This window comes from Mesorhizobium sp. GW821-FHT04C10 (genome assembly GCF_059420305.1).
In genome coordinates this window covers 727,253-753,845 of sequence record NZ_JBWKTL010000001.1, presented here as the reverse complement: position 1 = coordinate 753,845, position 26,593 = coordinate 727,253, and the positions used below count along the sequence as shown (strand labels likewise).

Annotated in this window: 31 protein-coding genes; 16 read left to right on the top strand and 15 right to left on the bottom strand. The window is 62.9% G+C overall.

The annotated features are described in order from the left end of the window. Positions 1-92: 92 nt before the first annotated feature. On the bottom strand, positions 93-980 hold the full coding sequence (locus tag AC07UC_RS03570) for an AraC family transcriptional regulator (RefSeq protein ID WP_494904058.1): 888 nt from the start codon (positions 978-980) through the stop codon (positions 93-95). Between the two features lie 134 nt (positions 981-1,114). On the opposite strand from AC07UC_RS03570, the gene AC07UC_RS03565 reads away from it, so the two are divergent. From AC07UC_RS03565 to AC07UC_RS03540, 6 genes are all read left to right on the top strand, one after another. Then, positions 1,115-1,858, top strand: coding sequence for an SDR family NAD(P)-dependent oxidoreductase (locus AC07UC_RS03565; RefSeq protein WP_140770782.1), 744 nt, complete (start codon positions 1,115-1,117; stop codon positions 1,856-1,858). A 16-nt stretch (positions 1,859-1,874) separates the two neighbouring features. After that, positions 1,875-2,270 carry a VOC family protein gene (locus AC07UC_RS03560; RefSeq protein ID WP_140770780.1) on the top strand — a complete coding sequence of 132 codons (396 nt, stop codon included), beginning with the start codon at positions 1,875-1,877 and terminating at the stop codon, positions 2,268-2,270. A 1-nt stretch (position 2,271) separates the two neighbouring features. Then, positions 2,272-3,255: a saccharopine dehydrogenase family protein gene (locus AC07UC_RS03555; protein ID WP_494904056.1), complete on the top strand. Its 984-nt coding sequence runs from the start codon at positions 2,272-2,274 to the stop codon at positions 3,253-3,255. Between the two features lie 9 nt (positions 3,256-3,264). Continuing rightward, positions 3,265-3,591: a Cif family virulence factor gene (locus tag AC07UC_RS03550; protein WP_140770777.1), complete on the top strand. Its 327-nt coding sequence runs from the start codon at positions 3,265-3,267 to the stop codon at positions 3,589-3,591. 97 nt (positions 3,592-3,688) lie between these two features. Then, positions 3,689-4,159, top strand: a complete 471-nt coding sequence (locus tag AC07UC_RS03545; RefSeq protein WP_140771379.1) for a nuclear transport factor 2 family protein — start codon at positions 3,689-3,691, stop codon at positions 4,157-4,159. Between the two features lie 203 nt (positions 4,160-4,362). Beyond that, a complete protein-coding gene (locus AC07UC_RS03540; protein WP_140770775.1) occupies positions 4,363-4,923 on the top strand; it encodes a fasciclin domain-containing protein in 561 nt (186 codons plus the stop codon). 194 nt (positions 4,924-5,117) lie between these two features. Here AC07UC_RS03540 and AC07UC_RS03535 read toward each other — a convergent pair whose 3' ends face one another. From AC07UC_RS03535 to AC07UC_RS03525, 3 genes are read right to left on the bottom strand one after another with little or no spacing between them, the layout of a single operon-like run. Beyond that, positions 5,118-6,665: a DHA2 family efflux MFS transporter permease subunit gene (locus AC07UC_RS03535; RefSeq protein WP_494904053.1), complete on the bottom strand. Its 1,548-nt coding sequence runs from the start codon at positions 6,663-6,665 to the stop codon at positions 5,118-5,120. Further along, positions 6,662-7,963, bottom strand: coding sequence for an HlyD family secretion protein (locus AC07UC_RS03530; protein WP_494904052.1), 1,302 nt, complete (start codon positions 7,961-7,963; stop codon positions 6,662-6,664). Before AC07UC_RS03530 ends, AC07UC_RS03535 begins: the two co-directional genes overlap by 4 nt. Next, entirely contained in the window at positions 7,956-8,420 is a 465-nt protein-coding gene (locus AC07UC_RS03525) for a MarR family winged helix-turn-helix transcriptional regulator (RefSeq protein WP_140770769.1), read from the bottom strand. Before AC07UC_RS03525 ends, AC07UC_RS03530 begins: the two co-directional genes overlap by 8 nt. Before the next feature lie 176 nt (positions 8,421-8,596). Between AC07UC_RS03525 and AC07UC_RS03520 the strand changes: the two genes are divergently transcribed. The 3 genes from AC07UC_RS03520 to yihA all read left to right on the top strand — a co-directional run bounded on the left by AC07UC_RS03520 (position 8,597) and on the right by yihA (position 10,327). Next, positions 8,597-8,911: a hypothetical protein gene (locus tag AC07UC_RS03520; RefSeq protein WP_494904051.1), complete on the top strand. Its 315-nt coding sequence runs from the start codon at positions 8,597-8,599 to the stop codon at positions 8,909-8,911. Positions 8,912-9,032: 121 nt separating this feature from the next. Then, complete coding sequence (locus AC07UC_RS03515; RefSeq protein ID WP_494904049.1) at positions 9,033-9,671, top strand: CatB-related O-acetyltransferase; 639 nt, start codon at positions 9,033-9,035, stop codon at positions 9,669-9,671. Beyond that, positions 9,668-10,327: a ribosome biogenesis GTP-binding protein YihA/YsxC gene (gene yihA, locus AC07UC_RS03510; RefSeq protein ID WP_056573631.1), complete on the top strand. Its 660-nt coding sequence runs from the start codon at positions 9,668-9,670 to the stop codon at positions 10,325-10,327. Before AC07UC_RS03515 ends, yihA begins: the two co-directional genes overlap by 4 nt. Positions 10,328-10,365: 38 nt before the next feature. Here yihA and AC07UC_RS03505 read toward each other — a convergent pair whose 3' ends face one another. Then, on the bottom strand, positions 10,366-11,109 hold the full coding sequence (locus tag AC07UC_RS03505; RefSeq protein ID WP_140770765.1) for a TetR/AcrR family transcriptional regulator: 744 nt from the start codon (positions 11,107-11,109) through the stop codon (positions 10,366-10,368). A gap of 126 nt (positions 11,110-11,235) precedes the next feature. Between AC07UC_RS03505 and AC07UC_RS03500 the strand changes: the two genes are divergently transcribed. Together AC07UC_RS03500 and AC07UC_RS03495 are read left to right on the top strand one after the other, a co-directional pair. Beyond that, positions 11,236-12,423: an HlyD family secretion protein gene (locus AC07UC_RS03500; protein ID WP_494904048.1), complete on the top strand. Its 1,188-nt coding sequence runs from the start codon at positions 11,236-11,238 to the stop codon at positions 12,421-12,423. A 72-nt stretch (positions 12,424-12,495) separates the two neighbouring features. Continuing rightward, entirely contained in the window at positions 12,496-14,091 is a 1,596-nt protein-coding gene (locus tag AC07UC_RS03495) for a DHA2 family efflux MFS transporter permease subunit (protein WP_202325087.1), read from the top strand. Between the two features lie 171 nt (positions 14,092-14,262). Here AC07UC_RS03495 and msrB read toward each other — a convergent pair whose 3' ends face one another. From msrB to AC07UC_RS03475, 4 genes are all read right to left on the bottom strand, one after another. Continuing rightward, a complete protein-coding gene (gene msrB, locus AC07UC_RS03490) occupies positions 14,263-14,757 on the bottom strand; it encodes a peptide-methionine (R)-S-oxide reductase MsrB (RefSeq protein WP_494904047.1) in 495 nt (164 codons plus the stop codon). Positions 14,758-14,968: 211 nt separating this feature from the next. After that, positions 14,969-15,526, bottom strand: coding sequence for a fasciclin domain-containing protein (locus tag AC07UC_RS03485; protein ID WP_056573615.1), 558 nt, complete (start codon positions 15,524-15,526; stop codon positions 14,969-14,971). 225 nt (positions 15,527-15,751) lie between these two features. Next, on the bottom strand, positions 15,752-16,474 hold the full coding sequence (locus AC07UC_RS03480; RefSeq protein ID WP_140771377.1) for an anti-sigma factor: 723 nt from the start codon (positions 16,472-16,474) through the stop codon (positions 15,752-15,754). Continuing rightward, positions 16,471-17,010: a sigma-70 family RNA polymerase sigma factor gene (locus AC07UC_RS03475; protein ID WP_140770757.1), complete on the bottom strand. Its 540-nt coding sequence runs from the start codon at positions 17,008-17,010 to the stop codon at positions 16,471-16,473. Before AC07UC_RS03475 ends, AC07UC_RS03480 begins: the two co-directional genes overlap by 4 nt. Before the next feature lie 137 nt (positions 17,011-17,147). Between AC07UC_RS03475 and AC07UC_RS03470 the strand changes: the two genes are divergently transcribed. After that, positions 17,148-18,647 carry an amidase gene (locus AC07UC_RS03470; RefSeq protein ID WP_494904044.1) on the top strand — a complete coding sequence of 500 codons (1,500 nt, stop codon included), beginning with the start codon at positions 17,148-17,150 and terminating at the stop codon, positions 18,645-18,647. A 160-nt stretch (positions 18,648-18,807) separates the two neighbouring features. Next, entirely contained in the window at positions 18,808-19,701 is an 894-nt protein-coding gene (gene argB / locus AC07UC_RS03465; RefSeq protein ID WP_056573602.1) for an acetylglutamate kinase, read from the top strand. A gap of 8 nt (positions 19,702-19,709) precedes the next feature. On the opposite strand, the gene bchE is transcribed toward argB, so the two are convergent. Both bchE and AC07UC_RS03455 read right to left on the bottom strand, forming a co-directional pair. Beyond that, positions 19,710-21,272 carry a magnesium-protoporphyrin IX monomethyl ester anaerobic oxidative cyclase gene (bchE, locus tag AC07UC_RS03460; RefSeq protein WP_494904041.1) on the bottom strand — a complete coding sequence of 521 codons (1,563 nt, stop codon included), beginning with the start codon at positions 21,270-21,272 and terminating at the stop codon, positions 19,710-19,712. A 111-nt stretch (positions 21,273-21,383) separates the two neighbouring features. Then, a complete protein-coding gene (locus AC07UC_RS03455; protein WP_023810775.1) occupies positions 21,384-21,860 on the bottom strand; it encodes an Lrp/AsnC family transcriptional regulator in 477 nt (158 codons plus the stop codon). 138 nt (positions 21,861-21,998) lie between these two features. Here AC07UC_RS03455 and phhA point away from each other — a divergent pair, with 138 nt between their 5' ends. Then, positions 21,999-22,835, top strand: a complete 837-nt coding sequence (phhA, locus tag AC07UC_RS03450; protein ID WP_494904039.1) for a phenylalanine 4-monooxygenase — start codon at positions 21,999-22,001, stop codon at positions 22,833-22,835. An 80-nt stretch (positions 22,836-22,915) separates the two neighbouring features. Here phhA and AC07UC_RS03445 read toward each other — a convergent pair whose 3' ends face one another. Next, positions 22,916-23,320 (bottom strand): VOC family protein, encoded by a 405-nt coding sequence (locus AC07UC_RS03445; RefSeq protein WP_494904037.1) that lies wholly within the window; start codon positions 23,318-23,320, stop codon positions 22,916-22,918. A 103-nt stretch (positions 23,321-23,423) separates the two neighbouring features. On the opposite strand from AC07UC_RS03445, the gene AC07UC_RS03440 reads away from it, so the two are divergent. Further along, positions 23,424-24,056, top strand: coding sequence for a TetR/AcrR family transcriptional regulator (locus AC07UC_RS03440; protein WP_140770747.1), 633 nt, complete (start codon positions 23,424-23,426; stop codon positions 24,054-24,056). Between the two features lie 49 nt (positions 24,057-24,105). Here AC07UC_RS03440 and AC07UC_RS03435 read toward each other — a convergent pair whose 3' ends face one another. Beyond that, on the bottom strand, positions 24,106-24,603 hold the full coding sequence (locus tag AC07UC_RS03435) for a MarR family winged helix-turn-helix transcriptional regulator (protein ID WP_140770745.1): 498 nt from the start codon (positions 24,601-24,603) through the stop codon (positions 24,106-24,108). Positions 24,604-24,697: 94 nt separating this feature from the next. Between AC07UC_RS03435 and AC07UC_RS03430 the strand changes: the two genes are divergently transcribed. After that, a complete protein-coding gene (locus AC07UC_RS03430) occupies positions 24,698-24,865 on the top strand; it encodes a hypothetical protein (protein WP_181179724.1) in 168 nt (55 codons plus the stop codon). Between the two features lie 87 nt (positions 24,866-24,952). Here the strand turns inward: AC07UC_RS03430 and AC07UC_RS03425 are convergent, their stop codons facing one another. Next, positions 24,953-26,392: a GMC oxidoreductase gene (locus AC07UC_RS03425; RefSeq protein WP_494904034.1), complete on the bottom strand. Its 1,440-nt coding sequence runs from the start codon at positions 26,390-26,392 to the stop codon at positions 24,953-24,955. Then, positions 26,389-26,571, bottom strand: coding sequence for a hypothetical protein (locus AC07UC_RS03420; RefSeq protein ID WP_494904032.1), 183 nt, complete (start codon positions 26,569-26,571; stop codon positions 26,389-26,391). Before AC07UC_RS03420 ends, AC07UC_RS03425 begins: the two co-directional genes overlap by 4 nt. Between the last annotated feature and the right edge of the window lie 22 nt (positions 26,572-26,593).

Genomic DNA, 26,593 nt, shown 5'->3' with positions numbered 1-26,593 from the left:
GCTGCCCCCCGGATCGTGCCAGGTGGAAGACAGATTGGCGGCTAGGCGAGAGGTCGAACCAATGAGGTTCTCTCTGGAGGCCTCCTGGTCGGCTACGCGACACGCAGATCGCGCGTGGCCTTCGCCAGGTCTCTTGACGGAGGCTGACCGAAAAGGCGCGCGTATTCCCGGCTGAACTGGTTCGGGCTCTCGTATCCGACACCGAAAGAGATCGATGTTGCGTTTCCCTGTCCGGCGATCAGAAGCGATCGGGCATGGAGAAGGCGGACGCGCTTTTGATACTGCAGAGGGCTGAGTGCCGTCACCGCCTTGAAGTGACGATGGAAGGCGGACACGCTCAGGGCCGCCATCTCGGCCAGCGCCTCGACCCTGATTTGCTGGGCAAAGTTTTGCCGGATCCAATTGATTGCCAAGCTGATTCGGGAGAGCGCCGTATCGGGCGAGGCGATGTCGCGCAGCATCCATCCAAGCGGGCCCTGAAGCACCCGGAACAGGATTTCCCGTTCATAGACAGGAGCAAGCACCGCGATCTCGTTCGGGCGGTCCATCAGCCGTAGCATGCGGATCCAGGCATCAAGAAAATCGGCATTGACCGGGGCGATCGAGAACCCCGACCCGAACAATTCGCTGCACACTTTTACCGGGAGATCGCGGATCAACCCCGCGAGGGTCGTCGGATCGAGCGTCAGGCTGACCGCCAGATAGGGTTCGCCCGTCGCGGCCGGATGGACTGAGCCAACAGCCGGCAGATCCACGGACATGACGAAATAGGTCGCCGGGTCGTAGTGGAACGTCCGATCGCCGACCGTCATCGTCTTCGACCCCGTCAGGATCAGGTTGACCATCGGATCATAGACGGCGGCTAGCTTGTGTTCGGGGATTTCGCCCTGGACCATCGCCACGCCGGGAATGCCCGTCTCTGTACGCTTGTTCTCGGCCTTCGAGGCCAGCGCCCGTAGTTCTTGCAGTTGCCTTTCCATCATCCGACCCTGACAGCGCGCACGCGGCTACGCAAGGGTGAAGCAGAAATAGGCAAGTTTCAGAGAGGAATGGGTGAGCGCCTGATGTGGCGCGGGCATAGCTTCGGGTCACACCAGACACGAAGGAGAGGCATATGAAGATCGTCATCGTTACCGGGAGCAGCCGCGGCCTCGGCGCGAGCACCGCCATCAGATGCGCCGAGCGCGGCATGGGCGTCATCGTCACCTACAACAATAGTCCAGGGCAGGCTGAGCACGTTGCTGGCAAGATCACCGGTAAAGGTGGCAAAGCCGTCGTCTTGAAACTCGACGTCGGCAACAGCCGCTCATTTGTTGAATTCCGGGATGCGGTGAGCGTGCAGCTTCAATCGGTCTGGGGGCGTCAAACGTTCGACTACCTCGTGAACAACGCCGGATACGGTCTCTATGCTCCGATCCCGACCGTGACCGAGGAACAGTTCGACGGTCTGTTCAACGTGCATCTCAAGGGTCCATTTTTCCTGACCCAGGCCCTGCTGCCGTTGATGGAAGACGGTGGCCATATCGTCAACCTGACCAGCGCCACCAGCCGTGTCGCGACATCGGGCGTCTCTCCCTACGCCTCGTTCAAGGGAGGCCTGGAAGTTCTGACGCGCTACATGGCCAAGGAGTTCGGCGATCGCCGGATCAGGGCGAACTCCATTGCTCCAGGGGCCATCCGCACCGAACTGGGCGGCGGCCTGAATGATGAATTCGAGGCCCTGCTTGCAGGCCAGACCGCGCTCGGCCGCGTCGGCGAACCCGAAGAGATCGGCGGCGTCATCGCCAGCCTGCTGTCCGAGGAAAACCGCTGGATCAACGCCCAGAACATCGAGGTCGCTGGCGGCTATGTCATCTAGTGCAAAGGAGAGCGCCATGCTCGACCATGTCTTCATATCGGTGAGCGACATCGATCGCTCGATTGCCTTTTACGAGAAGGCACTCGCGCCCCTCGGGATTGTCCACGCCGGCGACTACGACGGAAAGGATGGCCCTCCGGGCCATCCCGATCTCAAGGGTTTTGGCGCAAACGGCCGGGTGTTTTTCTGGCTCCGCAAGGGCGTCGTCGAAGGCCGTGCCGCCCATGTCGGCTTCGTTGCCAATGGCGCGGGCCAGGTCGACGCCGCCTTTGCCGCAGCGATATCCGCGGGCGCCTTGGAGATCCATCCGCCCGGACCGCAGCTTCACTACGACCCTCGCTATTACGCCGCTCAGGTCCGCGACCCCGACGGCTACAGCCTCGAATTCGTCTACAAGGAATGGCAGCACTGAAATGAAAAAACTGATGATCTACGGTGCGACCGGATACACCGGTCGCATGGCGGCCGAACGCGCGAGGATCGCTGGAACCCCCGTCGTCCTCGCAGGACGCAGTGAAGTGCCGCTGGTCAAGCTCGCCGCGGAACTTGGCGTCGAGTACCGGGTCTTCGCCCTCGACGGTGCCGCGGCGATCAACCGGGCTCTGAGTGACATCTCCGTTATCCTGAATTGTGCCGGTCCCTTCATGCGGACGGCCGATCCCCTGATGCGGGCTTCCATCCGCAACGGCATCCACTATCTCGACACCGCGGCGGAACTCGACAGTTATCGTCTGGCCGAAAGGCTCGACGATGAGGCGAAGGCGGCGGGCGTCATGCTGATGCCGGGCGGTGGTGGCAGCGTCGCTATGCTCGGCAGTCTGGCCGGACGCGCGGTAGCCAGGGTGAAACAGCCCCGCAAGATCAGGATCGCGCTGCATGTCGCGGGCGGCCTCTCGCGTGGTTCCGCGATCAGCGCCACGGAAAACCTGACGGCTCAGACCCTCGGGCGTGTGGAAGGCAAGCTTGTCGGCCGTGCTGCCGGCAACATCAAGAGCTTCGATTTCGGCAAGGGCCCCGTCGACTGCTTCCAGGTGACGCTTCCCGATCTCATCACGATCTGGCAGGCAACCGCTGTTCCCGACATCGAGACTTTCGTGCATGTGACCGGAGACGGTTTTCCGCAAGGCGATCTCTCACTGCTTCCCGACGGACCGAGCGAAGCGGAACGATTGGCAAACCGCTATCAGGCGGTCGTCGAGGTCACAGATGCGGACGGAGAGGTGACCCGTGCGCGCCTCGACACGGTCAACGGCTATACCTTCACCGCGGTTGCGGCAGCCGAGGCCGGACGCCGGGTTCTGGCAGGCGAGGTTCGCGCCGGTTTCCAGACCCCCGCTGGATTGTTCGGCAATGGTTTCGCCGAAACGATCGCCGACACCAACATTGTCGACATCTGAGGAGCGATCATGCGGAAGCTCGTCGAGAACTTTATCCAAATCACCAACGCCTTCGATATCGAGGGCGCGTTGGAGCTGTTTGCGTTCGACGCGGTCATCGATGACGTTTCGGTTGGCGATGCGTTCGTGGGCAGTGATGGCGTCCGTGTCTACCTCGAGCGTTTCTTCGTCGGGTACCACACCTGCGGCAAGTTTCTGTCGATCGAGGAACTGGACGGCTTCAATGCTGTGGCCCGCCTCGATTTCACCGGCGATTTTGGCCACGAGATCGGAGTCCTGAAGATCGCGATCAACTCGGAAGGCTTGATCGCGCGCATCGATGCGGATCTCGAATAGACAGCACCATCAGACGCAACGGTTGGCACTTCCAGAAGTGCTGACGCGAGGGAAGGTTCTCATTTCGTGAACCTCCGGCATGACAAGGAAAACGATTATGACAACCTCCCCATCATTCGCCCACCAGGCCGCGGACAAGCTCGCGGTTGTCGAAGCCCTCTATCGTTTTGCCGCCGGCATCGATCTTCGCGACAAGGAGCTTCTCGCGTCCTCGCTCGCACGGGACGCGGTGTCGGATTTTCGTCCGGCAGCCGCCAAGGCCGGATTCGAATATCCGGTTATTGAGGGTAGAGATGGTATCGTCGCGGCGCTCACAACCTCCCTTGCATCGCTGGACACAACGCATTCGGTGACCAACGCCCGTGTCACGATCGACGGTGACACAGCTCGCCTCGATGCGCTCGTTGAAGCGCAGCATGTGCCTCGGCACGATGCCACAAAACACTATCTGATGAAGAACAGGTACGATGTAGAGCTGGTGAGGAGCGGGGAGGGCTGGCTCATCCAGCGGACGATCGTCGACAACGTCTGGCGCTCGGGCGACCTCGCCGTGCTGTCGGCAATCTAGCATTCGCCGGATTGCCGATAGGCCGCGCCACGGAATTGCCTTCGGAAGCGCCGCCAATAACTGGTCGTGGGCAAGCCCGATTCTTATTTGGGTTAGTTCACGTTCCCGTGATCGGCGAAACTGCAAGCGGTCGCGGGACGTGACTGCGTGTGCGTTTCCAAAGGCTATCAATTCCGATCAGCCCTCACCCGGAGGAAGACCACATGCGCTTGCCATCATTCAGGACCATCGCCATTTCGGCCCTTGTCGCCAGCGTGGCGATTGCCGCTCCTGCCTACGCCAAGAACCCGAATGTCGGCGGCGCGCCGATGTACACCACCAAGAACATCGTCGAGAACGCTGTCAATTCCAAGGACCACACGACGCTGGTCGCCGCCGTAAAGGCCGCCGGCCTGGTCGATACCTTGCAGGGCGCCGGACCGTTCACGGTCTTTGCACCCACCAACGAAGCCTTCGCGGCATTGCCGAAGGGCACCGTCGACACGCTGCTGAAGCCTGAAAACAAGGACCAGCTCACCAAGGTGCTGACCGCGCATGTAGTGGCCGGCAAGATTTCGGGCGCCGAAATGATGAAGAAGGCCAAGGCGATGGGCGGCAAATACGAGATGAAGACCGTCTCCGGCGACACGCTCACCGCCGAGGTCAAGAAGGGCAAGCTCTACATCATGGATGAATCCGGCGGCGAGGCGAAGGTGACCATCGCCGACGTCAACCAGTCGAACGGCGTCATCCATGTCGTCAACAAGGTGCTCTTGCCGAAGTAGCGGCTTCCGGCGAAAGGGGCAGCGGCAGGTCTTGGGGCTTTATCGGCCTGCCGTCCCCGCCTCATGTCGAGGTGCCAGGTTTCTTGGGAAGCCGTATCGGCGAGGCCGGGGTCCTGTCGTCCCTCACAGGGCCCCGGTTTCTTTTTGCGGGATATGTGCCGGCTGGTCCCGGCGCGGTCAGCCGGACCCCGGCCTCACTCCATGACGGCGCTGTGGTCGACCTTGGCCGGCGTGCCGGGCTTGCGCAGCAGGAGCACCAGGGGAATGGCCGCCAGCGACAGGATCATCATCAGCTTGAAGTCGTTCATATAGCTGATGATCGTCGCCTGCAGTGTCACCACGCCGTCCAGCGCGGCCCGGCCGGCGGCGGTGTAGGGGTTCATCGCCTGCGCGATCGCCGGGTTGCTGAACGCCTGGTTGAAGGGCGTCACATAGGTGGCGATGTTGGCATGGTTGATCTGCACGTTCTGCGTCAACAGCGCGGTGACCACCGATATGCCGACGCTCGAGCCGATGTTTCGCGACAGGTTGTAGAGCCCGGTGCCTTCCGCGCGCCGTTCCGGTGCCAGCGTGGCGAAGGTGATGGTGGTCAGCGGCACGAACAGGAAGCCCAGGCCTGCGCCCTGGACGAAGCCGGTGCTGATGATCGTCCATTGCGAGACATCGGGGGTCCAGCCGGTCATGTCGTACATCGCCCAGGCGGTGATCAGCAGGCCGATCAGCAGCAGCCATCGCGTATCCACCTTGCCGATCAGCTTGCCGACCAGGAACATGCACGCCATCGTGCCAAGGCCGCGCGGCCCCATGACGATGCCGGCCGTCACCACCGGATAGCCCATCAGCGTCTGCAGGTAGGGCGTCATCAGCGCCAGCGAGGCGAGATAGGTGATGCCGATGATGAAGATGAAGACCATGCCGACGGCGAAATTCCTGTCCAGGAAGAGCCGCGGATTCACGAAGGTGTTCTTGGCTGTGAAGGTGTGGACGAGGAAGATGTACAAGGCCGACGCGCAGATCAGCGCCTCGACGATGATCTCGGATGAGGAGAACCAGTTGAGCTGCTCGCCGCGATCGAGAAACATCTGCAAAGCCGCGATGGTGATGCTGAGCATGCCGAAACCCAGCCAGTCCAGCCTTGCCTTGATGTCCAGCTTGGTTTCCAGCACGAACAGGGACACGCCCGCGAAGGCCAGCGCGCCGATCGGCACGTTGATGTAGAACACCCAGCGCCAGGAGACATTCTCGGTCAGCCAGCCGCCGATGACAGGCCCCAGCACCGGCCCGACCATCACCGAAACGCCGAACAGCGCCATCGCCGAGCCGCGCTCCTCGACGCTGTAGATGTCCAGCAGGATGCTCTGCGACAGCGGCACCAGGGCCGCGCCGAACAGCCCCTGCAGCAGGCGGAAGCCGACGATCTGCGGCAGCGACTGCGCGAAGCCGCACAGGACCGAGGCGACCACGAAGCCGGTGATCGAGGTCAAAAGGATGCGCTTGCGCCCGAAACGGTTGGCGAGGTAGCCCGAAGGCGGTGTCATCACCGCCGCCGCGACGATGTAGGAGGTCAGCACCCAGTTGATCTGGTCGGCACTGGCCGACACGCTGCCCTGGATGTAGGGCAGCGCCACATTGGCGATGGTCGTGTCCAGCGCCTGCATGATGACGGCCAGGATCACGCAAGCTGTGATGGCGCCGCGATTGGCGACCACCGCTGTGGCACCTGCCGCGGACGCGTTGCTCATGATTTCTGTCCGAACCGGTTCAGGAGGTTGGTGACGAAGTCCGGCAGGCCGCGCGCATGGCCGGTCTCGACGTCGACCACGGCGCTCATGCCGCCGCGCAGCGGGGGCTTGCCCTGGGGATCGTCAACCGTCACGCGCATCGGGATGCGCTGCACGACCTTGACCCAGTTGCCGGTGGTGTTCTGGGCCGGCAGCAGCGAGAAGCTCGACGACGAGGCGGGGCTGATCGAGGCGACGGTGCCGTGCCAGACGGCGCCCGGATAGGTGTCGACGCTGATCGTCGCCGTCTGTCCCGGCCGCACATAGGTCAACTCGGTTTCCTTCGGCTCCGCCTCGATCCACAGATCGGTCGACGAAACCAGGCTGAAGGCCGGCTGTGAAGCGGGCAGATACTTGCCGACCTGAAGCGCGTCGACATTGGTGACGATGCCGTCGAACGGCGCCTTGACCACCGAATCGCCGAGGTTGCGCTGCGCGTCATCGACGCCCGACTGGGCCTGCAGGTAGAAGGGGTTCTTTTCCACCGGCTGGCTGGCATCGCCGCCCAGCTGGGCAAGCATGGCCTGCGCCTGCGCCTTGGCGACGGACACTTTCTGGCGCGCGGCGACGAGGTCGTGCTGGGCGCTGTCGAAAGTCGCCTTGGAGGCGGTCGAGGTCTTGAGCAGATCCTGCTGCCGCTGGAAGGCGGCCTCGTAATAGGGAATGTCGGCCTCGGCCTGCTCGATCTGCGACAGCGATTGCTGGTAGCTTGCCTGCAGGGTCAGCACCTGGTTGCGCACGGTCCCGAGCTGGGCCTGGGCGGCTGCAAGAGCGGTTTCGAACGAGGCCGGCCGCAGGCGGAAGAGCACGTCGCCCTTCTTTACAGCCTGGTTCTCGTGCACGTCGATCTCCTGCACGGTGCCGGAGACGTCGGTGGACACGCCGAGCGACTGCGCCTGGATATAGGCATTGTCGGTCGTCATCACCTGGCCCCCGGTAACGTAATAATAGCCGCCGACGGCCAGCGCGACGGGAAGCAGGGCAAAAAGCACCGGCCGCGTCAGGCCGCGCTTCGGCTTGGCCGGGGCAGGATCAGGAGGGGCAAGGGCGGCAGGGGCCTGCTGTGGCTGCGGCTCCTTGGCCGGAGCCTCGAGTGCCGCGGGCTCCAGTGCAACGGGAGCTTCCAGCTCGTCATTGTCGATGACGACATTGGCGCGCCTCTGTTCGCGCTCACTGTCCAGCAGGATGATCTGGTCGCCGGCGCGACCCTTTGAAGAGTCATCCTCGGCAGGCTTCTTTGGGGATGTTGATTCAGCCATGTACGTTCTCCCGGTCGACGGCTGGCTGGGTGCAAGCCGCGAGCAGATTGGATTTGATCAAGCTTAGGGTTTGCAGCAGATGCTGCTGTGTTTCAGACGAAAGGCCGGCGAAGGCCTCGTCTCGTGTTTTCTGGCCGTTGCCGCGCATGGTCTCGAGCAGCGGATGGGCCCGCGGGGTCAGGTAAAGCAGCCAGGCCCTGCGATCGGTGGGGTCGGGCCGGCGCTCGATGAAGCCGCGCGCCTCCATCTTGTCGAGCAGCCGCGCAAGCGTGATCGGCATGATCTCGATGAGGTCGGCGAGCTTGTTCTGGTGAATGCCTTCATGCAGCGAAAGATAGGCCAGCACCTGCCATTGGGCGCGGGTCAGCCCCGATGTCCGTGAACGCTGCTCGAACCGCTTCCGAAGCAAGCGCGCAACGTCGTGCAGCACGAAGCTGATATTTGGCGAGGGAGACATGGGAGGAGGTCAGGATCTATGGACAACTTTTCGTGAGCATGCTTATTATCATCATGCACATAATCCTGCTGGACGGCGCGCGCAAGACGCACTAAGCCGCGCGGAAGAAAAATTTCATGGGCCACGGTGCGAAGAAGGCGCCTCGCGGCGCGAATTTTCCGGCAAGGATTTCGACGATGAATTGGATCAGGATCGCAGCCGTGACGGCGCTTGTCGGATGCCCGGGCGTGGCGGTTGCGAAGGATGCGGTCAGTTGCGGTGGCGCCGCGATGCTGGGCGGCGCGCAACTGAACTGCAGCCATGTGGAACCCAAGGCACCGCCGCAATTCTGCACGTTTAGCTGGGCTCTCCACATGGCATCAGGCGACCAGAAAGTCGTCGAAGGCACCTTCCTGCTGCCGCCCGGAGCCTCGAATGTCACAGTCTACCAGGGCAGTGGTTTCGACAGCGCGCTGTCCAATCCGATCGTGATCTGCCGCGGCAACAAATGAGCTTGCTCGCCACGGGAGACTGGCTCTCAGGCCGATTGGTGCTATAGGGCGGATCACGTTATTTTGACCAGGCGCCTCCGGCTGCGGATGCGCCTGTCTGCCAATTCCCGGACGAACCGATATGGACGGACCCAACCCCGACATCAAGCATCCGATCCCGATGCACACGCGTGTCGGCTTCTTGAAGCCGCTGGTGACGGAGCCGAACATCGAGATCGGCGACTTCACCTATTATGACGACCCGGACGGGCCGGACCAATTCGCGCGCAAATGCGTGCTGCACCACTATCACTTCATCGGCGACAAGCTCATCATCGGCAAGTTCTGCGCCATCGCCGAAGGCACGCGCTTCATCATGAACGGCGCCAACCACGCAATGTCCGGCTTTTCGACCTATCCGTTCAACATTTTCGGCCATGGCTGGGAAAAGGGCTTTGACCCGGCGACATGGTCGAGTGAGGTGCGCGGCGACACGGTGGTCGGCAGCGATGTCTGGATCGGCATGGAGGCGGTGATCCTGCCCGGCGTGGAAATCGGCCATGGCGCCATCATCGCCGCCAAATCCGTGGTGACGCACGATGTGGCGCCCTATGCGATTGTTGCTGGCAACGCGGCCAAGATGGTGAAGATGCGTTTCGACGACAGGACGATCAGGCGGCTTCTGGCATTGGCATGGTGGGATTGGCCGGTGGACAAGATCGGCCGCAACCTCGATGCCATCAGGGGCGCCGATATCTCTCTTCTGGAGGCAGCAGCTTGAACGCTCAAAACAGCACCGTGATCGGCACCGACCTGTTCACGCGCGGGTGGATTTTCATCCGCGGCGTGCCGGCCATGAAATTCCTGCCGCCGGAAGGGCCGCCGGAAATCGCCTTCGCCGGCCGCTCGAATGTCGGCAAGTCCTCGCTGATCAACGCTCTGGTCAACCAGAAGGGGTTGGCGCGCACCTCCAACACACCGGGGCGCACGCAGGAACTCAACTATTTCGTGCCGGACGGATTTTCGGGCGAGGGCGCCGACCTGCCGCCGATGGCGCTGGTCGACATGCCGGGCTACGGCTACGCCACCGCGCCCAAGGAGAAGGTCGACGAATGGACCAAGCTGGTCTTCGACTATCTCAAGGGCCGCGTCACGCTCAAGCGGGTCTATGTGCTGATCGATGCCCGCCACGGCATCAAGGCCAAGGACGACGAAGTGCTGTCGCTGCTCGACAAGGCGGCGGTGTCCTACCAGATCGTGCTGACCAAGACCGACAAGATCAAGGTCGCCGGCGTGCCGCGGCTGATCGAGGAGACGCTGCAGAAGATCAAGAAGCGCCCGGCGGCGTTTCCGTTCGTCCTAGCCACGTCATCGGAAAAGGGCGAGGGCCTGGAGGAATTGCAGGCCGCGATCGTGCTTGCCGCCAATGGCGGTTAGGGCAGGGAGCGGGCCGGTCCCGATGAACCCTGCTGGCCCTATGCCTTGGCCTCTAGGGCAATCATCTGGTGGCTTTCCTCCTCGGCGAGCCTTTCGGTGCCGTAGGCCTTCAGGAACATGCCGACGCCCGACCGGACGATGTGGTCGATCTCATCCTGGTTCGGCGCCTTGGTCCGGTAGGCGAAGATGCACTGCCGGAAAAGGCCGGCCAGGCAAAGTTCGGTGAATTGGTAGGCGGCAAGATCGACATCGTCGATCTCGAGCAGGCCGCGTTCGATGGCGGCATTGAGGAATTCCACCACCTTGTCATGGCCGCGTTTGGGCCCGCGTTCGTAAAAACGCGCGCCCATGTCGGGGATCCTGTCGGAGGCGCCGATGACCGTGCGTTGCGCCTGGATGACCTTGGCCGAGGTGATCTTCATGGACAGCACCTTGCCGAACTTGACCAGCGTCTGGCGCAGGTCGTCTGCACGGTCGAGCATGTCGTACATGTTCTTGAAGATGGTGCCGCGCTCTTCCTCGATCAGCGCCTCGAACAGCTCTTCCTTGTTGGCGAAATAGACATAGATGGTGCCTTTCGACACGCCGGCTTCGCGCGTGATGTCGTTCATCGAGGCGGCCTCGAAGCCCTTGTCTATGAAGACACGGCGGGCGCCATCGATGATCTGGCTGCGCTTGACCGGATCCTGTCCGGCCGCCGGGCGTCCGCGGCGCAGGCTGTCCAGCAGGTCGCACTGTTCCTTTTCAATACTGGCTGAGGTTTCGGCTTTGGTTTCGGCCATGGGGTGACACCTCGAAATAATTCGAACCAACCGGTTCGATTGCCTCTTGATATGGTCCTCTTTTCACGCTATGTCAACGGCCAGATCGAACCGAACGGTTCAGTATTATCACTTTAGAGAGATGTCATGTCCTCGAACGCGCCCACGTCAGCCGAAGTCCGCCCTTTCCCCAACGCCAAGGTCGCTCCGGCGACGGAAGCACCGGAGATTCCGATCCAGCCGGTCGCACCGCCGCCGGCGGCTGAAGCTCCGGCCAAGAAGAAGCGCTCGGTGCGATCCTTCCTGCTGCCGATCATCGGCCTTGCCCTGCTGAGCGGCGGCGCCTGGTACGGCTACGACTACTGGACCACGGGCCGTTTCATGATCTCGACCGACGACGCTTATGTCCAGGCCGACATGGCGTTCGTCTCGCCCAAGATTTCCGGCTATGTCGACCAGGTCAAGGTGAGCGAGAACCAGCTGGTCAAGGCTGGAGATCCGCTGCTGACCATCGACGATGGCGACTACAAGATCGCTGTCGCCCAGGCCGAGGCGCAGATAGCCACGCTGTCGAAGACGCTCGACCGGATCGACGCCCAGACCAAGGCCGCGCAGGCTTCCCTGCAGCAGGCGCAGGCGCAGAAGGTCGCCGATCAGGCCGCGGCCGACAATGCCGCCCGTGCCCAGCAGCGCGCCGCGCAGCTGGTCAAGACCCATGTCGGCACGCAGGCACAGCTGGACGACGCCCAGACCGCGCTCGATCAGGCCAATGCCGCTCTCGTCGGTGCCGACGCCCAGATCGCCGCCGCACAGGCCAATATCGGTGTGCTCGAGGCGCAGCGCGCCGAGTCGGCGAGCACGCTTGCCTCCTTGCAGCTCAACCGCGACAAGGCCGCGCGCGACCTGTCGTTCACCGTGCTCAAGGCGCCTTATGACGGCGTCGTCGGCAACCGCTCGGTCGAGCAGGGCGATCTCGTCAGCCCCGGCCAGAAGCTCGCCGTCGTCGTGCCGATGGACAAGCTCTACATCGTCGCCAACTTCAAGGAGACGCAGCTTGCCCGGCTGGTTCCCGGCGAAAAGGTCAACATCGCGGTCGATGCCATCGACGGCCAGCCCATCCAGGGAACCGTTTCGTCACTGGCTCCGGCTTCGGGAGCGGTCTTCTCGCTGCTGCCGCCGGAAAACGCCACCGGCAACTTCACCAAGGTCGTGCAGCGCGTCCCGGTGCGCATCGACGTCCCGGCCGAGGCCCTGAAGACCGGCAAGCTGCGCGCTGGCTTGAGCGTTGTCGTCAACGTTGACAGCCGCACCGCACCTGTCGCCACGACCAACTAAGCGCTTTCGGAGGGCGGCTCGGTGGCTGATTGAGCACTGAGCCGCCCGGCCTGCCTCAAGGAGGCTCACGCAATGGCAACCGCAACAATCACCGCAGGAGCGCCGCCGGCACGGCCGGCGGTCCCCGACACCATTTCCACACGCCGTATCATCGCCTTCCTGGCGATGGTGTTCGGCATGTTCATGGCGATCCTGGACATCCAGATCGTCTCGGCCTCGCTGTCCGAGATCCAGGCGGGCCTCAGCGCCAGCTCCGACGAAATCCCGTGGGTGCAGACGGCCTATCTGATCGCCGAGGTGGTCATGATCCCGCTGTCGGGCTTCCTCAGCCGCATGCTGTCGACGCGCGTCCTGTTCACCATCGCCGCCGCCGGCTTCACCGCGGCCAGCGCCCTTGCCGCGACCGCCACCAACATCGACCAGATGATCGTCTACCGCGCCGTGCAAGGCTTCATCGGCGGCGGCATGATCCCGAGCGTCTTTGCCGCTGCCTTCACCATCTTCCCGCCTTCGCGCCGCGCCATCGTCTCGCCGATGATCGGCCTGGTGGCGACGCTGGCGCCGACCATCGGTCCGACCGTCGGCGGCTATATCAGTCACGCTTTTTCATGGCACTGGCTGTTCCTGGTCAATGTCGTGCCCGGCATCCTGGTGGCGACCGCCGCCTGGTCGCTGATCGATTTCGACAAGCCCAATCTCAAGCTGTTCAACAAGTTCGACTGGTGGGGCCTCGCCGGCATGGCGGCCTTCCTGGGCTGCATGGAATATGTGCTTGAGGAAGGCCCGAACAATGATTGGCTGCAGGACCAGGGGGTGTTCATCTGCGCCATCGTCATGACGGTCGGCGCGGTGATCTTCTTCTGGCGGGTTTTCACCGCCGAGGAACCCATCGTCGACCTCAGGGCGTTCAGCAACATCAACTTCGCCTTCGGCTCGCTGTTCTCCTTCGTCATCGGCATCGGCCTCTACGGCCTGACCTATCTCTATCCGGTCTTCCTCGGCCGTATCCGGGGGTACGATTCGATGATGATCGGCGAGGCGCTGTTCGTCAGCGGCCTGGCGATGTTCGTCACCGCGCCGATCTCCGGCATCTTGTCGAGCAAGATGGATTTGCGGCTGATGATGATGATCGGCTTCTTCGGCTTCGCCACCGGAACCTGGTGGATGATGCATCTGACCGCCGACTGGGATTTCTACGAGCTGCTCATCCCGCAGATCCTGCGCGGTTGTTCGATGATGCTGTGCATGGTGCCGATCAACAACATCGCGCTCGGCACCTTGCCGCCAGACCGGCTGAAGAATGCGTCCGGCCTGTTCAACCTCACCCGCAATCTGGGCGGTGCCGTCGGCCTCGCCCTCATCAACACCGTGCTGATCGATCGCAACGCCTTCCACTATGCAAGGCTCTCCGAGCATGTGCAGTGGGGCAGTGCGGCCGCGCAGACCAAGCTGCAGAACATGACGCTCAATTTCGAGCAGACCACGGGCCTCGATGCGACCAGTGCGGCGATCTCCAAGCTGTCGGGCATGGTCCAGCAGCAGGCGGCGCTGCTGTCCTTCATCGACGTGTTCTACATGCTGACCGTGCTGTTCGCGACGCTCGGCCTGTTCACCATGCTGATCAAGAAGCCGGCTGCGCCCGGAGGCGGTGGTGGCGGCGGGCATTAAAGCAATTCCAGGAAAAGTGTGAAGCGGTTTTCCGTCCGGAATTGCGTCAAAGCAAAAATACCATCCGCCGGCAGCGGTTTCGGGAAGCTCCTCCAGTCCACGCCCGAAACCCTGACAGCGCAAAAAAACTCCGGGCCGCAAGACCCGGAGTTTTTTGCATGTATAGTCTGTTCAGGCCGTGGCGGGCTTGAAGGTCAGCGCCACGCCGTTGATGCAATGGCGCAGGCCGGTCGGCGCCGGGCCATCGTCGAAGACATGGCCCAGATGGCCGCCGCAGCGGCGGCAATGCACCTCGGTGCGGGTCATGCCAAGCGACCGGTCCTCGGTCTTGCCGATGCCGTTGGCGATCTCCTGCCAGAAACTCGGCCAGCCGGTGCCGGAATCGAACTTCGTCTCCGAGGGATAGACCGGCAGGTCGCAGCCGGCGCAAGCGAAAATGCCCTTGCGGTGCTCGTTGAGCAGCGGGCTGGTGCCGGGATACTCCGTGCCCTCCTTGCGCAGCACGTCGAAGGCGGCCGGCGACAGGATCGCTTTCCACTCGTCATCAGTCTTGGTGATCTCGAATTTCTCGGCCGCCTGCGCGGCTTGCGGGCTGCTCATGCGCAGCAGGGTTGACGCGGCCCCGACGACGCCGATGGCGCTCAAAAGAAAGTCGCGACGGTTCATGGCCAGTTCCTCCTGTCTTGTCTTTTGCCAAACTATACCGCCACGCAGAAATCAAAAGCCGGTGACGGTTTGCCCTCGAACGACACTCCGCGCCGTTCCACGGGTTACCGTGGGCGGCGCGGAGCATGCGTGTCGATTGCGCATCACGGGAGCGAGACGACGCGATCGACGGAGAGCTCTTGCTGCAACTTCGTGCGCGGCAAGCCCTTTGTTACATCTTCGGCAGAAGAACCTTGTCGATGACGTGAATGACGCCGTTGGACTGCTCGACATCGGCGATCGTCACATTGGCGACATTGCCATTCTCGTCGGTGACGGTGACCTTGCCGCCATCGGCCTTGAGCGACAGCTCGCAACCGCCGACCGTCTTGACCTTGTGCGTGCCGCCGTCAGCCTTGGCCATCGAGGCCACGTCCGCAGCCATCGCCTTGGCGCCGATGACATGGCAGGTCAGGATCTTGACGAGCTTGTCCTTGTTCTCGGGCTTGAGCAGCGTGTCGACCGTGCCTGCCGGCAGCGCGGCGAAGGCCTCATTGGTCGGCGCGAACACGGTGAACGGACCGGCGCCCTGCAGGGTCTCGACCAGGCCGGCAGCCTTGACGGCGGCGACCAGCGTCGTGTGATCCTTCGAATTGACGGCATTCTCGACGATGGTCTTGTTGGCATACATGGCGGCGCCGCCGACCATCGGGTTTTCGGCATAGGCAGCGGTGGCAAGCGCGGAGACAGCGATCGTACCGGCGAGCAAAAGGGTGGCGAATCTACGCATGATGTTCAAACTCCTCGGGTTTCTCTTCCCATTTTTGGGGACGCGAGGAGATACGGAACACAATCGCGGGAGTTTCAGAATATTTTTGAATTTCTAATTTATTCGTCCGGGCAAAGAGATTTGTTCCGCGCAACAGTTTGCCGGCACACATGCCTGTTTAAACATGTGTGACATGAGATAAATCTGAAATATTCTGGAGACGGCTTCGCTACGAGGAGATACCGGTCAGATGCTCTTCAAGTCGCCCGCGGCAACCACCGGGCCGGTGGGCTGCCCGGTCGGCGAGCCGCCGGCCGGCTCGAGGCTGACAGCCAGCACCGCGCCTTGCGCCAGTTTCTGCTGCGTGGCGGGCGAGACCCCGATATGCGCGGTCGCACCGGCGGGGATGACGCCCATCGAGACCGGGGCGTTCTTGCCCTCGATCATCCAAAGCTCGAAGTCCTTGCCGGAAGCGAGCGTGCCGGAAACATGCGAAAGGCTGACCTCATGCCGCTCGGAATCATAGACGGCGAGATATTTTACGTCGCTGCCGTCGGCGGCCAGCGAGGCGACAAGCCGCGCCTGCGGCTGTTCAGCAGGCCGATTGACGTAGGGCACGGCGACATAGAGAGCCAGGGCGGCAACAGCCGCGACGGCAAGACCGCGCCAGAAGGCAAGGCTGGACCACAGGCCGGCGCGTGCCTCGGATTGTATCGCAGCCGTCGAAGCGAAAAGCCGGCGGTCGATCGCCGGCTTCACCGAAGCCGGTGGCTCGACCTCCGGATACGCCGCGCCCAGTGGCGAGAGATGAACCTCCCAGCCGTCGACGAGCCGTGCGAATTCGGCTTCGGTATCGATGCGGCTGATCGCGATCTGCCGCTCTTCCGCCGGCAGAACGCCAAGAACGTATTCGGCGGCGAACAGGTCGTCGCCTCCACGTTCCGGTCCATTGTCCTCTGCCAGCGTCATCTTTCCAGACATTCTCTGAGTTTCAACAGGCTGCGGCGCAGCCAGGTACGCATCGTGTTCAGCGGCACGCCGTGGCGTTCCGCCAGTTCGGCATAGCTTTCGCCCTTGAGATAAGCGCCCCGGACGGCCGCCGCCCGGTCCTTTTCCAGCTCATCGAGACAATGATGGATGCGTTCGGATTCATCGCCCGCCACCGCCATCGCTTCAGGTCCCGGCGCCGGATCGGCCACGTCTAGCGCGGCATCGATATCGGCGGCAGGCTTGCGCCGCGCCCTGATGCGATCGATCGCGTGGTTGCGTGCGATTGCCACCAGCCAGGAGATCGGGCTCAGGTCGGACACAGCAAAACGATCCGCCTTCGTCCATATCTTGACGAAGACTTCCTGCAACGCTTCTTCCGCATCTCCCCGATCGTTCAATACACGAAGGCAGACGCCGAAAAGTTTCGCGCTGGTCTGCCGGTAGAGCAGATCGAACGCAGCCCGATCCTTCATCGAAGTCCGGACGATCAGCTTCGAGATGTCCTGCGGCGTCATGCGAGCCAAATTAGGCGATTGCGTTGTATTTGCAACGCCGGAAATATTCCGTGCACCTGAAGCTCCGGCATTAGGTAGCGGCTTCGATTGCCAAGGGAATCGCCGCTGGCTAGCTTGGCCAAAAGTGGGAAACGCTGATGTCGGTCGAACGGACCCTTTGGGAAGAAGACGCAACCGGCCTCGCCGATCTGGTGCGCAGGGGCGAACTGTCGGCGATCGAGCTGACCGAAGCGGCGATCGCGCGCGCCGAGGCCACGCGGCCTGAAATCAATGCCACGGCCGAGCCGCTCTACGAGGCCGCGCGAGCGCGGGCCAGGACCATCGACCGCTCCCTGCCGCTGGCCGGCGTGCCCTTCGCCATCAAGGACCTCGGCATCGCCGTCAAGGGCGTGCCGTCGCATGGCGGCAGCCGCATTCCCGCCTGGGTGCCCGGCGTCAATTCGGTGATGACCGACCGTTACCTTGCGGCCGGGCTAATCCCGATCGTCACCTCGACCTCGCCGGAACACGGGTTGCGGCTGATGACCGAATCAAAGGCCTTCGGCATCACCCGCAATCCATGGAATACCGGCCACACCAGCGGCGGCTCGTCGGGCGGTGCGGCAGCCCTCGTCGCCGCCGGCGTGGTGCCGGTGGCGCATGCCTCCGATGGCGGCGGCTCGATCCGGGTGCCTTCCGCATGCACGGGCCTGGTCGGCCTCAAGACCTCGCGCGGCCGCATCCCGCTGACGCCGCTGGTGAGCGAAAGCTGGTACGGCATGGTGGTCGACCACGCCGTCACCCGCTCGGTGCGCGACACCGCACTGCTGCTCGACCTCACCCATGGCCCGGACTCCTCGTCGCCCTATGCCGCGCTGCCGCCGAAGGGCACGTTCGCCGCCGCCGCCGCGCGCGATCCGGGCCAGTTGAGGCTGGCCGTCTATCGCAAGTCGCCGCTTGGTCTGCCGATCTCGGCCGAAACAATGAAAGCGCTCGACATGGCGGTGGCGCTTGCGCGAGAGGGCGGCCATACGGTGGAGGACATCGACCTGCCCTTCATCGACCGTGACTTCTTCGCCGACTTCTGCAGGACGGTTGCTTCGGCCGTCGCCGGCATGCTGCGGGCGGAAGCGCTGCGCGTCGGCCGTTCCGTCACCGGTGACATCGAGCGTGCCACGCGGGTGCTGGGCCGGTTGGGCGAAATGGTCTCGGCCGGCGAGACCTATGCCGGCCTGCAGCGGCTCCATGCCGCCTCGCGGCGGATGATCGAGGAAACCGCGCATTATGATGCGGTGCTGATGCCGATCATCGCCCACCCGCCGCTCGCCTGCGGCGCCATGGATCCGAAAGGCGCCGACGAGCTGATCGAGAACCTGCTCGACAAGCTTCACCTGACGCCCCTGCTGAAGCTCAAGCCGCTGTTCGGCCAGCTGATGGACAAGAGCCTTCTGTTCACGCACTGGCCGGCGATCCACAATGTCAGCGGCCAGCCGTCGATCGCGCTGCCCGTCCATGTCACGGAGGCCGGCCTGCCGCTCGGCATCCAGGCCGCCGGCCGTCCGGGCGACGAGGAGACGCTTTTGTCCTTCGCCGCGCAGATGGAGAAGATTTCGGGTTGGCTGGGCCATAGGGCGCCGCTGATGGTTCCGTCGCGATGACGACGTCGTGAGACGTTCGAATATGACAGCAATGCCATTTGCCCCCTGCGCCAATTCCCGCTAAGACGCCGCCGTCTTTACCTGATGCAGGTCGCCCCAAAATTGCCCAGCGGTTTTGGGGCAGCGGCATGCACAAACCAAAAGCCAGGGAACCGCCCCGATGACGGACATCGCCGCCACCGCCGAAATGCAGGCAGCCCTGCTGTCGCGAGCCCTGCCCTACATGCAGCGCTACGAACACAAGACCGTTGTGGTGAAGTATGGCGGCCACGCCATGGGCGACATCGAACTCGGCAAGGCTTTCGCCCGCGACATCGCGCTGTTGAAGCAATCCGGTGTCAACCCGATCGTCGTTCACGGCGGCGGCCCGCAGATCGGCGCCATGCTGACCAAGATGGGCATCGAATCCAAATTCGAGGGTGGGCTGCGCGTCACCGACCAGAAGACGGTCGAGATCGTCGAGATGGTGCTGGCCGGCTCGATCAACAAGGAGATCGTCGCGCTGATCAATGCCGAGGGCGAGTGGGCGATCGGCCTGTGCGGCAAGGACGGCAACATGGTGTTCGCCGAAAAGGCGCGCAAGACCATGATCGACCCGGATTCCAACATCGAGCGGGTGCTCGATCTCGGCTTTGTCGGCGAGCCGGTGGAGGTCGACCGCACGCTGCTCGACCTTCTGGCGCGCTCCGAGATGATCCCGGTGCTGGCGCCGGTGGCGCCCGGCCGCGACGGCCACACCTACAACATCAATGCCGACACCTTCGCCGGCGCCATCGCCGGCGCCTGCAAGGCCTCGCGTCTTTTGTTCCTGACCGACGTGCCGGGTGTGCTCGACAAGAACAAGAAGCTGATCGATGAGCTGACCGTCGCCGAGGCCAGGGCGCTGATCAAGGACGGTACGGTCTCGGGCGGCATGATTCCCAAGGTCGAGACCTGCATCGAGGCGATCGAGCGCGGCGTCGAAGGCGTCGTCATCCTCAACGGCAAGACGCCGCATTCGGTGCTGCTCGAACTCTTCACCGAACACGGCGCCGGCACGCTGATCGTGCCCTGAGCAAAATATCAGCCGGCTAATCTTTTCTCCGGCGGCTCGCGATTTGCGGCGGAAAGCGCCGGTTTTGGCGCCGCGCGCCGAACGGTCATCGATTCTTCCTCGGCGTCCTGCGGCGCGCCCCAGAATTCGGCGAGCGTCGGCCCGTCCTTCACCCTGCCGTCGCGGGCCAGAAATCCCCAGACCTCGCGGAACCAGACGCGGCGGCCCATTTTGGTGTACCAGCGCATGGAGTGCCGCTGCTCGGGATCGGGATGGAACAGGATGCGCGCCAGCGCCTTCGGCCTGGACTGCACGGCAAGTTCGATCAGCTTGACACTGAAGAACAGCATCCATGGCTTCAGCCGGGTCATGTTCAGCACCTGGTGCTTGTAGTCCCACAGCCGGGCATCTTTTTGGATGACCTTGCGGTTGCGCGCGATGCGGAAGAACGGCGTCCAGCGGTGCGGCGTCACATAGAGCGCCTGGATCTGGTCGGGGTCATAGGCAATGAGCTGACGAAAGCCGCGCCACAGGTCGCGAAACCCCTCATCCTCGAACCCGGCCACCCAGGTCGCCATCGACAGGATGCCGTGCTGGCGCAGCAGTCTTATCGCCTCGCGGTCGGATGAAGTGCTGCCGCCCTTGCGGATCATTTGAAGCGTCTGCTCGTCGGTGTTCTCCATGCCGAGCAGCCAGCGGATGACACCGGCCTTGCGATAGAGATGCAGTATGTCGGCGTCGCGCACGATGTCGTCGGCGCGCGTCGAGCCGACGATCAGCACCGGCACGTCCTCGGCGATCAGCGCATCCAGGAACGCGCGCCAGGCCTTCTTGGAAACCGTCGGGTTCTCGTCGGCGAGATTGATCAATTCGACGCCGTGTTCGCGGTGCAGCCAGGCGATCTCCTGGGCAAATTTCTTGGGGTCGCGATGCCGCCAGCGGGTCCAGAAGCCGCGCTGGCCGCAATAGTTGCACAGATGCGGGCAGCCGCGCGAAAACTGCATCACCACCGCGCGCTTGCCGCCCCAATAGCTGTATCTGTTGTGGTCGATCAGCTCCCAGCCGACACGGTAGGCGTCGAGCTCGGCAATGGTCATGGCGGCCTGCGTGGCGAAGGGCCGGCGCAGATCGTCGCGAAACGCGACACCCGCCACGCTCGCCGGCGGCTGGTGCATCTCCAGCGCCTCGACCAGCGCCACCACGGTCGCCTCGCCTTCGCCGCGCACGATGAAGTCGAAGACATCCGTCGCCACCAATATGTCGTGCCAGTGATAGGTCGGGAAGACGCCGCCATAGATGATTGTCGTCGCCGGCTCGCGCTGCTTGATCATCCCGGCGATCAGCAAGGCGGTCGGGTGGGCCGAGGTCGAGCCGGAATGGCCGATCAGGACGAAGTCCGGGAAGTCATGCAGAGCCTCTCCCACCACCGTCTCGAGCGGCATCGGCCCGAATTCGGCATCGACGAGCCGCACGTCATGACCGGCATCGATCAGCGGGCCGCCGATCGCCAGCAGGCCGAGCGGCGGCAGATGGTCGTCGGGCACGCGGCTGCCGATGGCGGTGTGCGGCGGATTGATCAGGACGATTTTCATGGCGGACCTCATGGAGAGACGGTCCGCGTATGCTGACCCGGGATATAGACCCCGGATTGGCCTGTTTCAGCAGTTTGCGTGCAGCTTTTCCCCAGGGAACGAGGAAGGCCGTCATCGCCTCAGATGCGCGAGCGGCACGTGGCCTGGCCCCTTGATGTTCTGCAGCACCAGTTGGGTATGGACGTCGCGCACGCCGTCGAGCCGCATCAGCCGGTGCATGACGAAGGCGTTGAGTTCGTCGACCGACGGCACCATGACATGCAGCAGGAAATCGTGGTCGCCGGTCATCGTCCAGCACGAGGACACCTCGTCCATGCGCTGCACGGCGGCAATGAAGCTTTCCGGCGAGCCGTCGCTGTGGCTGACAAGGCGCACCTGGATGAACACCTCGACCATAAGACCGACCGCGCGGCGGCTGATCACGGCGGCGAAGCCCTTGATGATGCCGGCGTCCTGCAGCGCCTCGAAGCGTCGCGCGCATGGCGTCGTCGACAGGCCGATCTCTTGCGCCAGCTCGGAGACCGGCTTGCGGCCATCACGTTGCAGGACATCGAGCATCTTGATCTCGAAATCGTCAAATTGAGGCATTTTCACTCCCTTGGTACGGATTGTGAGTGAATATTATCTCTAATGTTGCCGATGAACCATCATCAAAACCGATTTGCCTCGGCAAATCCGGCTAGCCTCTTGGCACGTCAGCAATCGATGATTTGCGAGGAGGAAACCATGACGACGATGACCGTTGCCGAATATGCCCGCGACTGCGCGGCGCAGGGGTTGCGCGGCGACTATTCGGTCTGCCGTGCCGATTTCACCGTGGCGCAGGGTTATGACTACAGCGCCGAGGAACAAGCGGTGTGGCGCACTTTGTGCGACCGCCAGACCAAGCTGACGCGCAAGCTCGCCCATCACTCCTATCTCGACGGCGTGGAAAAGCTCGGCCTGCTCGACCGCATCCCCGATTTCGAGGATGTCAGCGCCAAACTGCGCAAGCTGACCGGCTGGGAGATCGTCGCGGTGCCGGGTCTAATTCCGGCGGCCCCCTTCTTCGATCATCTGGCCAATCGCCGCTTCCCGGTCACCAATTGGCTGCGCACCAGGCAGGAACTCGACTACATCGTCGAGCCCGACATGTTCCACGATTTCTTCGGCCACGTGCCGGTGCTGTCGCAGCCGGTATTCGCCGATTTCATGCAGATGTACGGCAAGAAGGCCGGCGACATCATCGCACTCGGCGGCGACGAGATGATTACAAGGCTCTACTGGTACACGGCCGAATATGGCCTCATGCAGGAAGCCGGCCAGCCGTTGAAAGCCTTTGGCGCCGGCCTGATGTCGTCCTTCACCGAATTGCAGTTCGCCATCGAGGGCAAGGACGCCCATCACGTACCCTTCGACCTCGAAACGGTGATGCGCACCGGCTACGAGATCGACAAGTTCCAGCGCGCCTATTTCGTGCTGCCGTCCTTCGACGCCTTGCGCGATGCCTTCCAGGCCGCCGATTTCGAGGCGATCGTGGCGCGCCGCAAGGGCCAGAAGGCGCTCGATCCGGCGACGGTCTGATGCATCTCGCCCAAAGACCTGAAGCGCGTCGCATGGATCTGTTTCAATGCGACGCGCTTCAGACGCTTTGACCCGACAGGCTATTGCATGGCGGCGGGGTTCATCCACAGCAGCTCCCAGACGTAGCCGTCGGGATCTTCGATGTGGCGGTTGTACATGAAACCGAGGTCCTGCGCTGGATTGGGATCGGCGCGACCGCCTGCAGCCACGCCCTTCTCGATCGTGGCATTGACCTCGTCCTTGCTGCCGGCGGTGAGGGCGATCAGCATCTGGCTGTCGCGCCTGGCGTCGCCGATCTGGCGCGTTGTGAACTGGCCGTAATGCTGGTGCGTCAGCAGCATGACCCCAATGGAATCCGAGAACATGATCGAACTGGCCTGGTCGTTCGAGAACTGCGGATTGAGTGCGCCTCCGATCGCGAGATAGAAGTTGGTCGCTGCCTGCAGATCGCGCACCGGTAGATTAACGAAGATCATTTTGCTCATCGGTATAAGCCCTGCTTTCGTTGACGGGTACTAGTCAGTCTAGTACTGTGCCTGTGACTATCATGCGGGAACGGTACCGTCTAGTACCGGTCAGGAGGATTCCATGGAAATCGACGGTGAGACCAGATCGGCACGCAAGGATCGTGAAATCATCCAGGCGGCCACGGCGGCGTTCATCAGCAAGGGTTATGACGGGACCAGCATGGAGGAAATCGCCACCAGGGCGGGGGCTTCCAAGCAGACCGTCTACAAGCATTTCACTGACAAGGAGACGCTGTTCGGCGAAGTCGTCCTGTCAACCGCCACCCAGGTCAACGACATCATCGAGTCCGTGACGACGCTGCTTTCCGAGGCGAAATTCATGGAAGGTGGCCTGCAGCAGCTTGCCCGACGCTTGATAACGATGCTCATGGATGAAGAGTTGTTGAAGCTGCGGCGCCTGATCATCGCCAACGCGGATCGAATGCCGCAGCTTGGCCGCAGTTGGTACGAAAAAGGTTTTGAGCGCATGCTTGCCTCGACGGCGTCCTGCTTTCAAAAGCTCACCAGCCGGGGACTGATACAGACGAGTGATCCCTATCTGGCAGCCAGCCATCTTTTTGGAATGCTTCTTTGGATCCCGATGAATGAAGCCATGTTCACGGGAAGCAACCGGCGCTCCAGGGCCGAACTGGAACAGCACGCGGATGCCTCGGTGGAGGCGTTTCTTGTCACCTATGGGGTCAAGCCGAAATAGTCTCGGTCCGTGCCGACATTTGCGGTGACGCCGCAAACACATCGCACCCTTATCGCCTGGGAGTGTCCGACCCTTCGGCCTTCAGCCGCGCAAGCTGTGCACGCTGCAGGTCGAGCGCGGCGTTGACGAAGCGCGATATGGTCGCGAGCTCGGCGTCGCTGAAGGTGGCGATCACCTTCTCGCCCTCCTGCGCGATGACGCCGTAATAGCGCGCCGACAGCTCCCGCGTCGTTTCCGTGGCTTCGATCACCACCTTGCGCCTGTCTTCAAGGCTACGCGTGCGCGTTAGCAGGCCGCGCGCTTCCAGCCGGTCGATCAGCGCCGTCACCGCGGCCGGCGTCAGCCCTGTCGCGGTCGCGATCGCGCCTGCCGATTGCGGGCCGCCATAGAGCAGTCCGATGCAATGGCGCTCGGCCATGTTCAGCCCAAGCCTCGTCCCGACCGCTTCGTCATAAGCCTGCGTGGCGTCCTGCCACTGCATCACGGCGAGGCCGATCGCGTTCGTCATTTCGTCGCGATGCCCGCTTGACGAATTTATTTCGATCATCTAACTATCAATCCGTCTAACATTTAGACTATCGCAACAATATGCGGCCGAGGCGCCGACAAGGCAAGTGCCGGTCGCCGACAAGGAGTGAAAAATGAGCCTGATTCAACAGCGTTCGCCCCTCTCGCACGAGGATGAATTCAAATACGCCAAGCTGGCGATGGAATGGTATGGCTGGGGCTCTCCCATCGGCCTCGGCATCCTGCTCGTCGCACTGGCTGCCGCGGCCGTGCTGGTGCGCCTCGCCATCTACGGCCTTTGAGGGCCATGCCGGGCTTCCGCCGGCGCCGTTATCGGCGCCGGCAACATATCGGCTTGCAGTGGAGCGAATGGGCTCGCGGCGCAACCGTCAGACCGTGACCACCTTGCTCAGATGGTCCCCCAGCCGGCAGGCCAGCGCGGTGATCGTCGTCGTCGGGTTGGCTTGACCCGAGGTGCAGAACACCGAGGAGCCGCCAACATAGAGATTGTCCATGCCGTGCACCTTGCAGTTGGCGTCCACCACGCTCCTGGTGACGTCGGTGCCCATGCGCGTGCCGCCCATGTGATGGTGCCCCGCGGTCTCCTCGTTGTTCGGGTAATCCTCGGCGTTGGCAATCCAATCCATCAGGCGAACACGTCCGAGATCCTTCTCGATGAGCGTCGTGCCGAACAGTTTCAGGCCTTCGACAAGCGTGCGGCGTTCCAGCTCCGATTTCTTCCAGTGCAACTCGATGCGTGGCACGCCGGCATGGTCGACATCGGTCTTCGACAGTTCGATCTGGTTGGAGGCCAGCGGCGCTTGTTCCCAGGCGACGTAGAGCTGAGCCGCGCAGCGCAGGTTCTGGCTGAGCTGATAGGCGACCCATTCGGCCATGTCGGGTGCCGTGCAGGCGAGGTCGGCAATCACATGCTTGACGCCGGCATAGGGCGTCTCGATCAGCCTGATGCCGAAATTCATGATCCGCAGGCGTTCCATCGCGGCGAGCGTCGGCGAGAAGAAGGCTTCGTTGACGGCATCGACCTCGAACTCGCTGTAGTTGGCCAGGATGGCATTGCCGCCCTCGAAGGTCGGATGTTCCATCCAGTAGCGGCCGAGCGCCGTGGCGTTTGGGACCACGCCGCCGTTGGAGCGCTGGTTCGACCACAGCAGCAGCCGCGAATTCTCCAGCCCGCCGGTGCAGACGATGAAATAGTCGGCGCTGAAGGTACCGGCATCCTGGCCGTTGGACCATAGTTTGGCGCCGGTCACCCGTTTGCCGTCGCCGGCAAGTTCGGTGGCATAGGTGTTGAGCACGACGGCGATGTTGCGGCTCTTGTCGAGTTCGTCGGCGAATTTCTCGCCGAAGCGCACCGCCGGGCTCTTGATCAGCTGCACCCAGCGTATGTCGTCCGAGATCGGCACGTCAGGCCGGAAATCGGGAAGCTCGAGGATATCGTGCACCTCGGGCAAGTAGGGCTCGATGTCGGCGCGGCGGATTGGCCAGCCGGTGTCGGGTGCCCAGGCCTTCGGCTCGAAATCCTGCTTGTCGAGCACGCGGCACCAGCCAGCCCAGTGGTTGGAGCTGCCGCCCATATACCGCAGCCGGGTGATGTCGAGATCGAAATAGAAGTCGCCGACCGTGGTGCCGCGGTAGAAATCCTGCGACTCGTCGCTGAACTCGCGCGCGCCGGCCTCCAGCACGACGACTTGGATGCCGGCGGCACCCAGCTTGCGGGCGATGGTGGTGCCGGCCGGACCGGAGCCGAGAATGCAGACCTTGGGCTTGAAGGTGGCGGCGCGATACGCCTCGTAGCTGTCGAAGATCATGCCAGGTCGCTCCGCTTCAGGATCCAGCCATTGACCTCGACGATCTCGTTCGGGTCGGCCAGGGATCGACTGGCATCGGTAGCGCCGGCCTCAGGCAGCTTGCGGAACAGGGACAGGGCAGGCAGTGAGATCATTGCCCGCACGATTGTGCGGCGTGACATTTTCTTGAAGAAACTCATGACAGGTCTCTCGCATAGGGGC

Bases quoted from the DNA above. Each gene is read 5' to 3' on its own strand.
- AC07UC_RS03570 (WP_494904058.1), bottom strand. From the start codon at position 980: ATGGAAAGGCAACTGCAAGAACTACGGGCGCTGGCCTCGAAGGCCGAG.
- AC07UC_RS03565 (WP_140770782.1), top strand. From the start codon at position 1,115: ATGAAGATCGTCATCGTTACCGGGAGCAGCCGCGGCCTCGGCGCGAGC.
- AC07UC_RS03560 (WP_140770780.1), top strand. From the start codon at position 1,875: ATGCTCGACCATGTCTTCATATCGGTGAGCGACATCGATCGCTCGATT.
- AC07UC_RS03555 (WP_494904056.1), top strand. From the start codon at position 2,272: ATGAAAAAACTGATGATCTACGGTGCGACCGGATACACCGGTCGCATG.
- AC07UC_RS03550 (WP_140770777.1), top strand. From the start codon at position 3,265: ATGCGGAAGCTCGTCGAGAACTTTATCCAAATCACCAACGCCTTCGAT.
- AC07UC_RS03545 (WP_140771379.1), top strand. From the start codon at position 3,689: ATGACAACCTCCCCATCATTCGCCCACCAGGCCGCGGACAAGCTCGCG.
- AC07UC_RS03540 (WP_140770775.1), top strand. From the start codon at position 4,363: ATGCGCTTGCCATCATTCAGGACCATCGCCATTTCGGCCCTTGTCGCC.
- AC07UC_RS03535 (WP_494904053.1), bottom strand. From the start codon at position 6,665: ATGAGCAACGCGTCCGCGGCAGGTGCCACAGCGGTGGTCGCCAATCGC.
- AC07UC_RS03530 (WP_494904052.1), bottom strand. From the start codon at position 7,963: ATGGCTGAATCAACATCCCCAAAGAAGCCTGCCGAGGATGACTCTTCA.
- AC07UC_RS03525 (WP_140770769.1), bottom strand. From the start codon at position 8,420: ATGTCTCCCTCGCCAAATATCAGCTTCGTGCTGCACGACGTTGCGCGC.
- AC07UC_RS03520 (WP_494904051.1), top strand. From the start codon at position 8,597: ATGAATTGGATCAGGATCGCAGCCGTGACGGCGCTTGTCGGATGCCCG.
- AC07UC_RS03515 (WP_494904049.1), top strand. From the start codon at position 9,033: ATGGACGGACCCAACCCCGACATCAAGCATCCGATCCCGATGCACACG.
- AC07UC_RS03505 (WP_140770765.1), bottom strand. From the start codon at position 11,109: ATGGCCGAAACCAAAGCCGAAACCTCAGCCAGTATTGAAAAGGAACAG.
- AC07UC_RS03500 (WP_494904048.1), top strand. From the start codon at position 11,236: ATGTCCTCGAACGCGCCCACGTCAGCCGAAGTCCGCCCTTTCCCCAAC.
- AC07UC_RS03495 (WP_202325087.1), top strand. From the start codon at position 12,496: ATGGCAACCGCAACAATCACCGCAGGAGCGCCGCCGGCACGGCCGGCG.
- msrB (WP_494904047.1), bottom strand. From the start codon at position 14,757: ATGAACCGTCGCGACTTTCTTTTGAGCGCCATCGGCGTCGTCGGGGCC.
- AC07UC_RS03485 (WP_056573615.1), bottom strand. From the start codon at position 15,526: ATGCGTAGATTCGCCACCCTTTTGCTCGCCGGTACGATCGCTGTCTCC.
- AC07UC_RS03480 (WP_140771377.1), bottom strand. From the start codon at position 16,474: ATGACGCTGGCAGAGGACAATGGACCGGAACGTGGAGGCGACGACCTG.
- AC07UC_RS03475 (WP_140770757.1), bottom strand. From the start codon at position 17,010: ATGACGCCGCAGGACATCTCGAAGCTGATCGTCCGGACTTCGATGAAG.
- AC07UC_RS03470 (WP_494904044.1), top strand. From the start codon at position 17,148: ATGTCGGTCGAACGGACCCTTTGGGAAGAAGACGCAACCGGCCTCGCC.
- argB (WP_056573602.1), top strand. From the start codon at position 18,808: ATGACGGACATCGCCGCCACCGCCGAAATGCAGGCAGCCCTGCTGTCG.
- bchE (WP_494904041.1), bottom strand. From the start codon at position 21,272: ATGAAAATCGTCCTGATCAATCCGCCGCACACCGCCATCGGCAGCCGC.
- AC07UC_RS03455 (WP_023810775.1), bottom strand. From the start codon at position 21,860: ATGCCTCAATTTGACGATTTCGAGATCAAGATGCTCGATGTCCTGCAA.
- phhA (WP_494904039.1), top strand. From the start codon at position 21,999: ATGACGACGATGACCGTTGCCGAATATGCCCGCGACTGCGCGGCGCAG.
- AC07UC_RS03445 (WP_494904037.1), bottom strand. From the start codon at position 23,320: ATGAGCAAAATGATCTTCGTTAATCTACCGGTGCGCGATCTGCAGGCA.
- AC07UC_RS03440 (WP_140770747.1), top strand. From the start codon at position 23,424: ATGGAAATCGACGGTGAGACCAGATCGGCACGCAAGGATCGTGAAATC.
- AC07UC_RS03435 (WP_140770745.1), bottom strand. From the start codon at position 24,603: ATGATCGAAATAAATTCGTCAAGCGGGCATCGCGACGAAATGACGAAC.
- AC07UC_RS03430 (WP_181179724.1), top strand. From the start codon at position 24,698: ATGAGCCTGATTCAACAGCGTTCGCCCCTCTCGCACGAGGATGAATTC.
- AC07UC_RS03425 (WP_494904034.1), bottom strand. From the start codon at position 26,392: ATGATCTTCGACAGCTACGAGGCGTATCGCGCCGCCACCTTCAAGCCC.
- AC07UC_RS03420 (WP_494904032.1), bottom strand. From the start codon at position 26,571: ATGAGTTTCTTCAAGAAAATGTCACGCCGCACAATCGTGCGGGCAATG.